This window comes from Nocardia aobensis NBRC 100429 (assembly GCF_000308375.1).
In the GTDB taxonomy this organism is placed as follows: domain Bacteria; phylum Actinomycetota; class Actinomycetes; order Mycobacteriales; family Mycobacteriaceae; genus Nocardia; species Nocardia aobensis.
In genome coordinates, this window is record NZ_BAFQ01000109.1 from 19,026 (window position 1) to 31,772 (window position 12,747).

12 protein-coding genes are annotated in these 12,747 nt (G+C 69.3%); 8 read left to right on the forward strand and 4 right to left on the reverse strand.

All coding sequences use genetic code 11. The features are described from left to right. Nucleotides 1-234 precede the first annotated feature (234 nt). The gene (locus RJ03_RS13705) at nucleotides 235-849 is read left to right on the forward strand and encodes a hypothetical protein (protein WP_036502030.1); all 615 of its coding nucleotides are present in this window, start codon (nucleotides 235-237) and stop codon (nucleotides 847-849) included. Nucleotides 850-864: 15 nt separating this feature from the next. On the opposite strand, the gene RJ03_RS13710 is transcribed toward RJ03_RS13705, so the two are convergent. Beyond that, nucleotides 865-1,218 carry a MerR family transcriptional regulator gene (locus RJ03_RS13710; RefSeq protein WP_036502033.1) on the reverse strand — a complete coding sequence of 118 codons (354 nt, stop codon included), beginning with the start codon at nucleotides 1,216-1,218 and terminating at the stop codon, nucleotides 865-867. Nucleotides 1,219-1,350: 132 nt separating this feature from the next. Between RJ03_RS13710 and RJ03_RS13715 the strand changes: the two genes are divergently transcribed. From RJ03_RS13715 to RJ03_RS13725, 3 genes are all read left to right on the forward strand, one after another. Continuing rightward, on the forward strand, nucleotides 1,351-1,788 hold the full coding sequence (locus tag RJ03_RS13715; protein WP_174372305.1) for an Hsp20/alpha crystallin family protein: 438 nt from the start codon (nucleotides 1,351-1,353) through the stop codon (nucleotides 1,786-1,788). A 119-nt stretch (nucleotides 1,789-1,907) separates the two neighbouring features. After that, nucleotides 1,908-2,114, forward strand: coding sequence for an Rv3202a family protein (locus tag RJ03_RS13720; protein WP_094027173.1), 207 nt, complete (start codon nucleotides 1,908-1,910; stop codon nucleotides 2,112-2,114). Between the two features lie 288 nt (nucleotides 2,115-2,402). Then, nucleotides 2,403-2,894, forward strand: coding sequence for a DUF2231 domain-containing protein (locus tag RJ03_RS13725; protein WP_036502065.1), 492 nt, complete (start codon nucleotides 2,403-2,405; stop codon nucleotides 2,892-2,894). 94 nt (nucleotides 2,895-2,988) lie between these two features. Here the strand turns inward: RJ03_RS13725 and RJ03_RS13730 are convergent, their stop codons facing one another. Next, complete coding sequence (locus RJ03_RS13730) at nucleotides 2,989-3,720, reverse strand: IclR family transcriptional regulator (protein WP_051024664.1); 732 nt, start codon at nucleotides 3,718-3,720, stop codon at nucleotides 2,989-2,991. Nucleotides 3,721-3,894: 174 nt separating this feature from the next. Between RJ03_RS13730 and RJ03_RS13735 the strand changes: the two genes are divergently transcribed. The 4 genes from RJ03_RS13735 to RJ03_RS13750 all read left to right on the forward strand — a co-directional run bounded on the left by RJ03_RS13735 (nucleotide 3,895) and on the right by RJ03_RS13750 (nucleotide 8,066). Beyond that, a complete protein-coding gene (locus tag RJ03_RS13735) occupies nucleotides 3,895-4,707 on the forward strand; it encodes a 2-keto-4-pentenoate hydratase (protein WP_051024662.1) in 813 nt (270 codons plus the stop codon). A 5-nt stretch (nucleotides 4,708-4,712) separates the two neighbouring features. After that, nucleotides 4,713-5,693 carry an acetaldehyde dehydrogenase (acetylating) gene (locus RJ03_RS13740; protein WP_036502039.1) on the forward strand — a complete coding sequence of 327 codons (981 nt, stop codon included), beginning with the start codon at nucleotides 4,713-4,715 and terminating at the stop codon, nucleotides 5,691-5,693. Then, on the forward strand, nucleotides 5,690-6,715 hold the full coding sequence (gene dmpG / locus RJ03_RS13745; protein ID WP_036502040.1) for a 4-hydroxy-2-oxovalerate aldolase: 1,026 nt from the start codon (nucleotides 5,690-5,692) through the stop codon (nucleotides 6,713-6,715). Before RJ03_RS13740 ends, dmpG begins: the two co-directional genes overlap by 4 nt. Nucleotides 6,716-6,884: 169 nt before the next feature. Next, on the forward strand, nucleotides 6,885-8,066 hold the full coding sequence (locus RJ03_RS13750; protein ID WP_036502042.1) for a helix-turn-helix domain-containing protein: 1,182 nt from the start codon (nucleotides 6,885-6,887) through the stop codon (nucleotides 8,064-8,066). Between the two features lie 88 nt (nucleotides 8,067-8,154). Here RJ03_RS13750 and RJ03_RS13755 read toward each other — a convergent pair whose 3' ends face one another. Both RJ03_RS13755 and RJ03_RS13760 read right to left on the reverse strand, forming a co-directional pair. Continuing rightward, on the reverse strand, nucleotides 8,155-8,931 hold the full coding sequence (locus tag RJ03_RS13755; protein ID WP_232329320.1) for an IclR family transcriptional regulator: 777 nt from the start codon (nucleotides 8,929-8,931) through the stop codon (nucleotides 8,155-8,157). A 144-nt stretch (nucleotides 8,932-9,075) separates the two neighbouring features. Next, on the reverse strand, nucleotides 9,076-12,747 hold a 3,672-nt coding region (locus RJ03_RS13760; RefSeq protein ID WP_157163416.1), incomplete at its 5' end, for a cation-translocating P-type ATPase.

Here is a 12,747-nt window from a genome sequence, read left to right on the forward strand (position 1 = left end):
GTATGACGCATCCGGGATCGATCAGTCATCGGTCTCCCGAAATCGACTGAGCCGTGCGATCACTCGGACAAACGACCAGGTGAGCCAATGGCGCACTGTGTCCGATCCCTCACGACCCGAATCGGGCGCTTCCGGTTTAGCGAGGCCGATACCGGTCATTCTGCGGAGGACGTTCTCGGCTCTATACGGAGGGTCGGATCGTTGTGTGTCGGCACGAAGAGGTTCACGTCATCCATGGGCTCCATCCACACTGGCCGCAACGACAGCGATCCCACCGCCCACGTCGCGGTACGGAATGCGTTGTCGCAGGCCTTCGAACTGGTCGACGCGATGCTGCGGTCCGATTACGCGGACCCGCAATCCCGTAGCGGCGATGCGGTATCCCTCACCCCTCAGCGAGCGGCGGGCGACGGCGTCATCCCGTTCGCGCGGGGCGCCGGACTGCTCCAGCGTGTCGAGCGAGCGGTGCAGCGCTGCATCGGCCATACCCAGCTGCGCAGTATCGTCGCGGTGACCGGCCCGGCGCGGCAGGTGCCGGATGCCGTGGCCGACCATGTCGAGGCAGTGGTCGCCGACACCGCCTCCGCTGCCGCCGCGCGAGCGGGCGTCGCGGCGATCGTCGTCACCGTCACCGTGGCCGACGTGCTCACCGTCACCATCGACACCCTCGACCCCACCGGCACCACCACGGCCGACGCGCTGCCGACGGCCACGGTGTCGACCGTGCACGCGCGCGCTCGCGAGGTCGGCGGCTGCTGCCGGGTCTTCCCCGGTGGCCGGGTCTCCTGGACGGCGCCGCTGCCACCGCACGGTAAGGACACGATCGCCGTCTACCCGCTCGGGTTCTGACCGCGACCGCCGCGGTCAGTGCGGTAGTCGCCGGTCGGTGATCGTGTCGCGCAGTTGGTCGCGTTCGGCGGTCAAGGCGGTGTTGTGGGCGCGCAGCGCGCTGTTGTCGTCTTCGAGATCGAGGATCCGCGCGATGGCCGACAGGTGAATCCCCTGCCGGGTGAGGGCGGTGATCCGCTGGAGCCGGGCCAGGTCGTCGCCGCTGTAGCGCCGGGTCCCGCCCGCGCTGCGGGCGGGCGTGATCAGGCCGTGTTGCTCATAGAGGCGCAGGGTGTGGATTTCGATACCGGCCAGCTCGGCGGCGACCGATATCGGGTACACCGCCTGGCTCGACCCAGGCAGATGTCCCTCGCGCCGATCCGAACCCATCCTGCTCCCTTCTCCGTGCACAACCAGTTTATCTCCCACAGGTTCTTGCACTCTCCTCACCGGAGTGCTAAATAAATCTGTGTCAGGTAACAGAGGTTATCTGAGGTTCCTTCGAGTGATATAAGGAGTGAACTGGAGGTGGCGACCATGCTGATGCGCACCGATCCGTTTCGCGATCTGGACCGTTCGACGCAGCAGGTGTTCGGCACGCAGGCTCGACCGGTAGCGATGCCGATGGACGCCTGGCGCGAGGGTGACGAGTTCGTGGTGGAGTTCGACCTGCCCGGCATCGACCCCGATTCGCTGGATGTGGATATCGAACGCAACGTGGTCACGGTGCGGGCGTCGCGGCCCGGAATCGACTCGGGCAGGTCGATGATCGCGGCCGAACGCGGCCGCGGGGTATTCCGGCGACAGGTGATGCTGGGCGACAGCCTCGATACCGATCACATTCGCGCCGACTACCGCGACGGCGTACTCCGGTTGCGAATCCCGGTGGCGGACAAGGCCAAACCACGCAAGATCAGCGTGGACCGGGTCGACAACGACCGGCAGGCGATCACGGCCTGACCAGAACTGTGTATCCACGGGTGGGCCCGGTCAGCTGCGGCTTCCGGGCCCATCCGGCCCCTTTTCCGATCCGCACCGGTGCCGCCCGCGCCGGTGATCGCTCGCAGAAGGAGTCCGTGATGACCGCCTTTCCCGCAGGCAGCGACGCCGACCACGCCGAACAGCAGGCCCTGGCCGACATCCGCGACCACGACACCGGCCCGGACTTCACAAGGGTGCATCCCCTGGCCGAACGCATTCGCGACGCTTTCGACACCGCCGACCGCATCGATCAGTCCTGGACTCTCCCCCATGCCGATGACGACTACGACTGTCTCGCCTACTGACCACACGTCGCCACACCATCCAGGGCGGTCCGAGACGGCGGAAGCGGTCGTGCACTGGCCCGACCCCAGCCCACTGCAATCGTGGTGGGACACCGTCATGCGGCCCGCCCGCCGAGTCTCGGCCGACGCCGAAAGGAGATCGAGGCAACCTGTGGCAGCGCGTCGACCGCGCCGCGAATAACCGTCGAAACCGCCGCTGCGCTGGCTATGCTCGGTGCGACCCGTGGCGTCGGCGAGTTCGGGGCGGTCGTCGGCACCGTGACAATCGCGAGTGACCGAGGAGCCCCGGTGACCGTCATCCACAATCTGCCCGCGCACGTGCTGTTCGTGCATTTCATCGTGGTCCTGGTGCCGTTGACCGCGATCCTGGAAATCGTGTGCGCGGTCTGGCCGGCCGCGCGCCGCGGCCTTCTGGTGTGGCTGACGCTCGTGCTGGCGGTGATCGTCATGGTGCTGACGCCGATCACCATTCACGCCGGACAGTGGCTCTACAACCTGCGTCGCAATCCCGACGAGATCCTGCGCGAACACGCCGAACGCGGCGAGACGATGCTCTACTTCGCCATCGCCCTGCTTGTCGTCGCGGTGGCGTTGACCGGCCTGCACCTCGCCGAACGCCGCGGCGCCGGTCTGCGCACGCTGGTCACGGTGGGTGTCGCCGTCCTCGCGGTGGTGGTCGGCATCGCATCGATCGTGCAGACCTACCGCGTCGGCGATGCCGGGTCGCAATCGGTGTGGGGCGACGAGATCGCACGCCTGCAGAAGAGCCGCGGCGACTGAGCGACGCCGCGATCCTCATCACAGAGACGAGGGGATGCTCACCACGTTGCTCGAGGCCGTCGATCTGCTCGAGCAGGGGCTGCCGCTGTTGGGATCAGCTGCCCGGGGCCGACATCATTCGTGCGCGGCGGGTGAGGGTCGCACCGATGCCGTCCGCGGCCGCCCGCACCGACGCCACATGACTTTCCGGATGGAATCGGTGCGAGGCGCCCGCGATGCTGATCGCCGCGACAACGCTGTCGGCCTCTCTCACCGGCGCCGCCACACACACCAATCCCGGTGCCGATTCCTCGAATTCGTAGGCCACGCCCTCGGCGGCGATCCGATCGAGTTGCTTGCGCAACGTGCCGGGCAGCACGATCGTCCGGGGCGTATGGGCGGGTAGCGGGCCGGCCAGCACCCGGTCGCGCAACGACCGATCCGCATGGGCGAGCAGCGTTTTCCCGATCGCCGTGCAATGCACCGGCATCCGGCCGCCGATCCGCGACGGCGCACTCGCCTGGCGACGGCCGCCGATCTTGGTCAGATACACCACGTCCGTACCGTCGAGGACGCCCAGATGCACGGTTTCGTGGATGCGCGCGTTCAGTTCCTCGAGAAACGGGATCGCGACCTCCAGCAGGCTGCGCTCCACCGACGCGCGCATTCCGAGTTCGAACAGGTGGCCGCCGAGGCGATAGCCGACCTCGGTCCGCTCCAGCAGCCGGACGGTGACCATAGCCGACAGGACCCGGTGCAGGGTTCCCTTCGGCAGTTCGGTGCGCCGCCCGATCTCGGCCAGGCTCAATCCGCCGTCGTCGATCGAGAACGACTCGAGCACGGCCATCACCTTGCCCAGCACGGTGGAACCGTCCACCGTCCGTGCGCCATTGCCCGACTCCGCCGTACTCACCTCGCCGAGCTTACCCGGCGTTCCGCTCAGCGGAACGAAATGCTGGTGCGGCGGTCCGCTCCGGCGCGACAGTGAAGGCTCCCCGCACCGACTACTCCAGGATCTTGGATGCCGACACCACGACTCGACGACCGAATCGCCGCGGCCACGACCGCCGCGGCGCACCGGCTCAGCACCGCGGCGCGAACCGCCACCCCCTGCCGCCCCGTGCGGGACCTGATCGGAACCGACGACGTCGCCGCCGCCTACGCGGTGCAGGCGCAGTCGACCGCCGAGCGGCTCGCCGCGGGCGCCACGATCGTCGGCCGCAAGATCGGCCTGACCTCGCCGGCGGTGCAACAGCAACTCGGTGTCGACCAACCCGATTTCGGCGTCCTGTTCGACGACATGCACGTCCGCGAGAACACACCCATTCCCGCGAACCGCCTGCTGCAACCGAAGGCCGAAGCCGAGGTCGCGTTCGTGCTCGCTCACGACCTCGCCGACGGTCCGCTCGACGACGAACAGGTGCGCGCCGCGGTCGACTACGCCGTGGCCGCGCTGGAAATCGTCGACAGCCGAATTGCCGAGTGGGACATCACCTTCGGCGATACCGTCGCCGACAACGGCTCCAGCGGACTGTTCGTCCTCGGATCGCAGCGCCGCACCCTCGACGAGTTCGAACCCGTGTCGACGCAGATGACCATGTCGATCGACGGGGTCGAGGTGTCCACCGGCACCGGAGCCGCCTGCCTCGGTGATCCCCTGCTCGCATTGGCGTGGCTGGCGCGCACCGCGCGGGAATTCGGCGAACCCCTGCGCGCGGGCCAGGTGATCCTGTCCGGCGCGCTCGGGCCGATGGCCGCGATCACCGCCCCCGCCACCGTCACGGCCGACATCTCCGGGCTCGGCTCGGTGACCGCCGTCTTCATCGAGGAGTGAGACATATGAGCGACAACCGTGGCGCCGTCAAGGTCGCCGTCATCGGATCGGGCAATATCGGCACCGATCTGATGATCAAGGTGATCCGGCATTCGACCGTCCTGGAAATGGGCGCGATGGTCGGCATCGATCCGGAATCGGACGGTCTCGCCCGCGCCCGGCGGCTGGGCGTGCCCACCACCGCCGACGGCGTGCAGGGACTGCTGCAACTGCCGAATTTCGACGAGATCGAGGTGATCTTCGACGCGACCTCGGCCAAGGCGCACGCGGCGCACGCGGCGATCCTCGAGCCGCTCGGCAAACGGCTGATCGATCTCACCCCGGCCGCGCTGGGACCGTTCGTCGTCCCGGCGGTGAACCTGGACCAACACCGGCACGCCGAGAACGTCAACATGGTGACCTGCGGCGGGCAGGCCACCATCCCGATCGTCGCTGCGGTCTCGCGCGTCGCACCGGTCCCCTACGCCGAGATCGTCGCGTCCATCGCCTCGAAATCCGCCGGGCCGGGGACGCGGGCGAATATCGACGAGTTCACCGAGACCACCGCGCACGCGGTGGAAACGGTGGGCGGGGCGCGCCGGGGCAAGGCGATCATCATCCTCAATCCGGCCGAACCGCCGATGATCATGCGCGACACCGTGCTCTGCCTGACCGCGGCGCCGGATCCGGCCACCCACGCCGCGATCCGCGCATCGATCGAGGAGATGATCGCGCAGGTCGCCACCTATGTGCCGGGCTACCGGCTCAAGCAGCAGATCCAGATCACCCCGATTCCGGCCGACCAGCCGGTGCACACCTTGCAACCCGCCGACGACGGGCCCGCACCCACGCATCAGGTGAGCGTCTTCCTGGAAGTGGAGGGTGCGGCGCACTATCTGCCCGCGTACGCGGGAAATCTCGACATCATGACCTCCGCGGCGATGCGCTTCGCCGAATCGGTCGCCGACACGATCGCCGCCCCGGCAGAACAGGGAGCCTCGCGATGACCACGCAACTGTTCATCCAAGACGTCACACTCCGCGACGGTATGCACGCCGTTCGCCATCGCATCACCCCCGACGATGTCGGCAGGATCGTGGCGGCGCTGGACGCGGCGGGCGTCGACGCCGTCGAGGTCGCCCACGGGGACGGCCTGGCCGGCGGCAGCCTGAACTACGGACCCGGCAGCAATACCGACTGGGAGTGGATCGAGGCCGCGGCCGACAACCTCACCCACGCCCGGTTGACGACCCTGCTGCTGCCCGGCATCGGCACCATCGAACATCTCGAGCAGGCCTACCGGCTCGGTGTCCGCTCGGTCCGCGTCGCCACCCACTGCACCGAGGCCGACGTCGCCGCGCAGCACATCGGCAAGGCGCGCGAGCTCGGCATGGACGTGTCCGGCTTCCTGATGATGTCGCATATGGCCGAACCCGAGCAGCTCGCCGAACAGGCCAAATTGATGGAAAGCTATGGCGCGCACTGCGTTTACGTCACCGACTCCGGTGGCCGGTTGACCCTCGACGGCGTGCGCGATCGCGTGCGCGCCTACCGCCGGGTGCTCGATCCCGGCACCGAGATCGGCATCCACGCCCACGAGAATCTCTCGCTGTCGGTCGCCAATTCCGTTGTGGCCGTGGAGGAAGGGGTCACCCGCGTCGACGCCTCGCTCGCCGGGCACGGCGCCGGGGCGGGCAACTGCCCGATCGAACCGTTCGTCGCCGTCGCCGACCTGTACGGCTGGAAGCACAACTGCGATCTGTTCGCCCTGCAGGACGCCGCCGACGATCTGGTGCGGCCGCTGCAGGATCGCCCGGTGCGGGTGGACCGCGAGACACTCACCCTGGGATACGCCGGCGTGTATTCGTCGTTCCTGCGCCACGCCGAAGCGGCCGCGCAGCGCTACGGATTGGACGCGCGCACCATCCTGCTCGAGGTCGGCCGCCGCGGACTGGTCGGCGGGCAGGAAGATCTCATCGTGGATATCGCCCTGGACCTGCTGGGCGACACCAGCGCCGCCACCGCCTGAAACCCGAAGGGCCACCGAGTAAGAACTACTCGGTGGCCCTTCGCTTTTCGTCAACGACGGTAAGTCGAGGGGTCATCGCCATTTCCACGATACCCATGCTTGACGAAAAGCCTTACTGATGTTCACCTTTCGAAGGACCGGTCCGAGAACAGGGACTTACCCTGGAGCCATGAGCCCTTCGTCCCACGCCGGACAGATCATTGCGGCTGAGCGGAAAGTTGCGGGTCTGAGCCAGCGGCAATTGGCCGATCGAGCGAACTACAGCCTGGCCATGGTCAAGGCGGTTGAGCAGGGTCGGGAGCCGGCGAGCCCGGCGTTCTTGGCTGCCGCTGCGCGCGCACTGCGGGTGGAGCCCGAACGGCTGACCGGTACGCCGTACCGCGACCTCATCGAAGAGGACGGGCCGCTGGAGGGGCTGTCCGAGTTGCGCGCCGTGCTTGCCGAGGGAACGTACGTGCGTGCCGTCGAACCGCCGTCGCTGACCGAGCTGGCCGCCGAGATGGCCGCTGTAGACCTTGCCTATCGAAATGACAAGGGACGCTCGGCCCTCGCGCGCATGCCGGGTCTGCTTCGCCGTTTGTACGGAGCGCTGCGCGAGGCCCGTGCAGACGAGCGCGGTGCGGTGTTCTCGCTGTTGTGCGCTGCATACGTGACCACCGAACGGCTGTGCAGGAGGTTCGGCTTCATTCAGCTCGCGCCCACTGTGCTCGACCGGCTCGAATGGGCTGCCGAGTCGGCAGACGATCCTCTGTACGAGGCCCAGGCCAAGGTCAAGCGGGCGAGGGTCCTCATGTACCACGACGCGAACGACACCGGACTCCGACTGGTCGAGGACGCGCTCAACGGAATCGAAGGCGACAGCGAAGCTGCGAACGCCGTACGTGGATACACGCACCTGTGCGGGGCGATTGTGGCCGCCCGGGGAATCCGCCCTGATACCGCCGCCGAACATATCGAACACGCGCGCCGCCTTGCACCGAGGATGCCCGGTGAATCCGACCTGTACGGCACGTTGTTCGGCCCGGCGAATGTCGGAATTCATTCTGTCGCGGTGGCATTGGAGGCCGGCGATCCCGACCGGGCCGCGCGGGAAGGCTCGTCCCTCGTACTCCCCGAAGACATCGCACCGCCGCGAGCGGGGCACCACTGGCAGGACGTGAGCCGCGCATGGCTGATGATCGGCAAACCGGACCAAGCGCTGGCCGCGCTGAATCGGGCGCGGCGGGTGGCGCCGCAGCAAACCCGCCTACATCCGTCCGTCCGAGAAACGGTCTACGGAATCGCCGCAGCACAACGCCGACAAACCAACAGCCTCACCGGATTCGCCTCCTGGCTCGGCCTGCAACTCTGAAAGTGCCGTGGTCTCACCGGGCAGCTCGCCCAACTCGCCGCTGGGTGCGGGGATCGTCGCGAGCCGGCGCGGCTGATCTCGGCCGCTGTCATGCCAATTCGCGTCCCAGCTCCGCGGCCGCGGAGCGGAGTACGGCGACATAGCGCGGCAGCGACCGCTTCTCGTAGCGGACGCTCGGCATCGAGACCGACAACGCCGCGACAGCGGCGCCACTGCCGTCGCGCACCGCGACCCCGACCGCCACCACGCCCCGTTCGGAACGGCCGTCGTTGACCGCGAACTCGTTGCGGCGGATCTTCGCCAGCTCGGCGCTCAGCTGCCCCAGGTCGGGCGGCGGTTCGGGCCGTTCGGTGAAGCGTTCGGGCGCGTAGAGCGCCGCGAGCTCGGACGGCGGCACCTCGGCGAGCAGCACCATCCCGCCGGAGGTGCGCTGCGCGGGAAACACCATTCCCTCCCGGCTTCCCACCCGCAGCGCCTGACCGCACTCGACACTGGCGACGAACCGCACGGTGTCGGCGGTCCGGACGGTCAGATTCGCCGACTCGCCGAGCTGATCGACGATGCGCCGCAACTGCGGCAGCGCGGCCGTGCGCAGCCGGGACGCCGCCGACCGGGAATGCGCGGCGAGCTCGAGCAGCGGACCGACCCGATAGGCCCGATCGGAGTCCTGCACCGCGAAGTCGCGATACACCAGCATCTGCAGCAAACGATGCGCCGTCGAGGGAGCCACCCCGATCCGCTCCGCCACCTGCGACACGGTCAGCGCCCCCTCCAACTGCAACATGGCGGCGATGCGGAGCGCGTTGTCGACACTGGTGATGGCGTAGGCCGGCGGGGCCTTGAACGGCTGGCCCAACTCGACCACCTCACTTCTGTACCGCAGAAAGACGCGTTCTCCAGATCGGAACAGGCTCCACGATAGCCGCCTGGCTGACAGACCCGCCTTCACCTGGCACGCCGAAGGTCGCGGATCGAGGGACCGGCAGCGGTACCACGCGCCGAGCGACGGTCAATGAGATTGCGCGCCAACACTTTCGATGCTCAGCGGGTACTCGCGGTGATCGACGTATTCGTTGTCTTCCGGAGCGACGGTGGGCTGTCCCGGCTCGGTCGGGCGGCGGGAGGGCAGGAGCGCGCCGACGGCGGTCGCGGTCGCCGCCGACGTGAGCGCGGTGGTCCAGCCGACCGGACCGAGGGGGCGGCAACCGAAGTAGGTCGACAGTCCGGGCGTCATGACGACGGTGCCCAGGAAGGCCGCGCTGCCGGCCGCGGTGAGCCAGACCTGTGGGCTGTGGCGGGCGGCCAGGACCGTCTGCCCGAGCTGTGTGCCCACCAGCGCGACCAGGGCGACGGTCGCGGCCCGGCGTTCGGTACCGGTCCAGCGGGCGATCGACCACGCCACGGTCGAGGCGGCCGCGGTGGTGGAACCGCGGATCACGATCGTGCGGCGCAGATCCGCGGCGACATCGGTGCGCGGCCGCGCGGCGAGCTGTTCGGCGAGCAGATCGGCGCGTTCCTGGTGGCCGGTGGGCTCCTCGTCACCGGACCGCTCGGTCGACAGCGCCACGGCCATCGCCGGGAACATGTCGGTGAGCATGTTGACCAGCAGGAACTGCCTGGTGCCCAACGGGGCCCGGCCCGCGAGCGCGGTGCCGAGAACCGTGAACGCGACCTCACCGGCATTGCCGCCGACCAGGATGCCGACCGCATCGCTGACGCGCCGCCACATGCCGCGCCCCTCGATCAGCGCGTGCAGCAGCACCAGCGGGTCGGGATCGGTCAGCACCAGATCGGCGGCATTGCGGGCGGCGGTCGATCCCTGCGCCGTGAGTCCGATGCCGACGTCGGCGGTGCGGATCGCGGCCGCGTCGTTGCCGCCGTCACCGGCCATCGCCACCACCTCGCCACGCCGCTGCAGCGTGGTGACGATGCGAACCTTCTGCTGTGGGCTGACGCGGGCGAAGACGCTGCTGCGCGCGATGAGCTCCGACTGCGCGGCATCGTCGAGTTCGGCCAGATCGCTTCCCGTCACCACCGGATCGGCGTCGATACCCAGATCGGCGGCGATCGCGGCGGCGGTGACGGGATGGTCGCCGGTGATCATTCGCACGCGAATGTCGTTGCGCTGCAACGCGCCGACGAGTGGGCGCGCCTGCGGACGCGCGGTGTCGGCGAGTCCGATGAAGCCGAGCAGGGTGAGCTTCTCGACGGCGCTCACCACATCCCCCGGCGCCGCGGACAGGTCGCGGCGGGCGACGACCAGCACCCGCAGCCCGCGTTCGGCCATGCGATGAATCATGCGGTCGGCCGCCCGGCGATGGTCGGCGGACATCGGTTCGTCGTGATCGGCGCCGTCGCGACGGGTCCGGATCGCGGTGCAGCGGGCGAGCACGATCTCCGGCGCCCCCTTCACGATGAGCCGCCAGTGCCGCCGCCGCGTCTGTCCCAGCGTCGCGGCGTATCCGCGATTCGATTCGAAGGGCAGTTCCTCGACCGTATCCCAGCGCTCGTCGCGGTCGAGCCGCTCCGCGGCGTCGAGCACCGCCTGATCGGTGGCGTGCACGATCGGGCCGTCGTCCGGATCAGGGCAGGCGTGCGCCGCGGCCCGCAGCAACCGGCGGGCACGGGGGTCGTCGTCCTCGGGCGACCACTGATGCTCGAGGTCGGCCAGGGTGGTCAGCCGCAGGCGGCCGAAGGTGAGGGTTCCGGTCTTGTCGAAGCAGATGGTGTTCACCCGGCCCAGCGCCTCCACCGTCCGGCTGGCCCGCACCAGGAGGCCGTGGCGAGACAGGCGCCGGGCGACGGCCAGCTGCGCGACCGTCGCGACGAGCGGAAGTCCTTCCGGCACAGCGGCGGTCGCGACCGCGACCCCGTCGGCGATGGCCGCGCGGATGCGCTGGCCTCGCAACCAGCCCAGCGCCGTGACCAAGGATCCGCCGCCCAGTGTCAGCGGCAGCGCCTGATCGCTGAGCGCACGCAGCTGTGCCTGCACTCCCCCGAGGCGCGGCGGCACCGCGACCGCGGCGGCGCGGTTGGTCTCGGTGTCGGACCCCACCGCGACCACCACGGCCACCGCGGCGCCGTTGACGATCGTGCTGGCCTCGTACACCATGCAGCGCCGGTGATTGAGGTCCACGCCCGGAGTGGCGGGACTGTCCTTGGGCACCGTGACCGATTCGCCGGTCAGGGCCGATTCATCGACTTCCAGGTCGTCGGCTCGCAGCAGCCGCGCATCCGCCGGAACGACATCGCCGGTGCGCAGCGCGATCACGTCACCGACCATCAGGGCCGTACCGGGCACCGATTCGCTCGGCGGCTCGGGATCGTGGTCGAGCGCGGCGCGGTCGACGCGGCGGCCGGTGATCCGCTCGTGCGCGATCAGGTCCCGCAGCGCGTTCTCGGCGCGTTGGCGCTGCAACGCCGACACCACGGCATTCACCGCCACCACACCGGCCACCAGCGCCGCATCGCCGGGCGACCCCAGCACGGCGGAGGCCGCGGCGCCGACACCGAGAATCGGGGTGAGCGGATCGGCCAGCTCGCGCCGTACGGTGGCGAGGAAGCGCGTCGCCGGGGACAGTTGCGCGGGAATACGGGCGAGCGGCGCGGTCCACGATCGCGTGGGAGCCGGTTCTCCGCGTTCGGGCTCCGGCAACCGCGTCAGCACTTCGTCGGGTTCGAGACTGTGCCAGGGCACCAGCGGTGCGCCCGACTCCGGGAGCCGGCCGCGTGCGGCCTGCACGCCCGCCCATGTCCCCTGCAACAGGCCGCTGGCCTGCGCCGCGGTCACCGGCCACGCGTCGCGTGAGCGACCGGCGGCCAGCAGCAGGCCCGCGAGCGAACACGCCGAGAGCGCCAGGACGCGCCCGCGTTCGCTGACCTGGCGGGCGGGAGCCACCGTCAGCAGCACCCGCATGACCTGATCGAGATCGCCGCAGACCACATCGGCCGCCCACGGCATCGCCTCGACCTCGACGGCGCTGATCCGGCTCACACCGATGGCGACATCCGCGCAGTTCAGATCCCCGGCGGAGTCGGTGGCGACCAGCCCCACCGCATGTCCGTCGGACTGCAACCGGCAGACCAGTTCCGCCGCCGACCCTTCACGTTCGACGAATTCGTCTGCCAGCGAACGCAATTCGAACGCATCACGCTGTCCGCGCACCACCACCTTCAGGCCCGAGGCCCGGGCGGCGAGCATCAGTGTCCGCGCGCGCGGATCGAGTTCGCGGCCGACCAGGACCCGGCCCAGCACGTCCGTTCCGTCACAGACGTCGTACCAACCGGGAATCGAGTCGCCGGGATTGCGGTCCGGGTCCGGTCGCAGCCGGAGGTCGCCGGTATCCGGCGTCGCCGCGGCGGCGTCCGGTCCCGACCACAACAGTCGCTGAGCGGCGTTCCACACCTGAGCCGTGGTCCAGCCCGACGCGGATTTCTCGGCATTCCCCGGTTTGGATTCGCGGGCTTCGGCATCGAGCACCAGGCGTCCGCTTCCGTACAGCACGGCGCCGTCGATCACCAGGGCGCTCAATCGATCCAGCCGTCGCCACACCGAGGGATCCATCGTCAGCACGCCGGACGTCGCCAGCAGCGTCGATACGGTCGCCGCGAAACTTTCCCGGCTCGCCCGCGCGGCCTTCGGCGCCGCGAGCGACAACGCCCGGCCCACCGACGACAGGCC

Excerpts from the sequence above, each read along its gene's own strand:
- RJ03_RS13705 (WP_036502030.1), top strand. The coding sequence starts at position 235 with ATGGGCTCCATCCACACTGGCCGCAACGACAGCGATCCCACCGCCCAC.
- RJ03_RS13710 (WP_036502033.1), bottom strand. The coding sequence starts at position 1,218 with ATGGGTTCGGATCGGCGCGAGGGACATCTGCCTGGGTCGAGCCAGGCG.
- RJ03_RS13720 (WP_094027173.1), top strand. The coding sequence starts at position 1,908 with ATGACCGCCTTTCCCGCAGGCAGCGACGCCGACCACGCCGAACAGCAG.
- RJ03_RS13730 (WP_051024664.1), bottom strand. The coding sequence starts at position 3,720 with ATGGCCGTGCTCGAGTCGTTCTCGATCGACGACGGCGGATTGAGCCTG.
- RJ03_RS13735 (WP_051024662.1), top strand. The coding sequence starts at position 3,895 with ATGCCGACACCACGACTCGACGACCGAATCGCCGCGGCCACGACCGCC.
- RJ03_RS13740 (WP_036502039.1), top strand. The coding sequence starts at position 4,713 with ATGAGCGACAACCGTGGCGCCGTCAAGGTCGCCGTCATCGGATCGGGC.
- dmpG (WP_036502040.1), top strand. The coding sequence starts at position 5,690 with ATGACCACGCAACTGTTCATCCAAGACGTCACACTCCGCGACGGTATG.
- RJ03_RS13750 (WP_036502042.1), top strand. The coding sequence starts at position 6,885 with ATGAGCCCTTCGTCCCACGCCGGACAGATCATTGCGGCTGAGCGGAAA.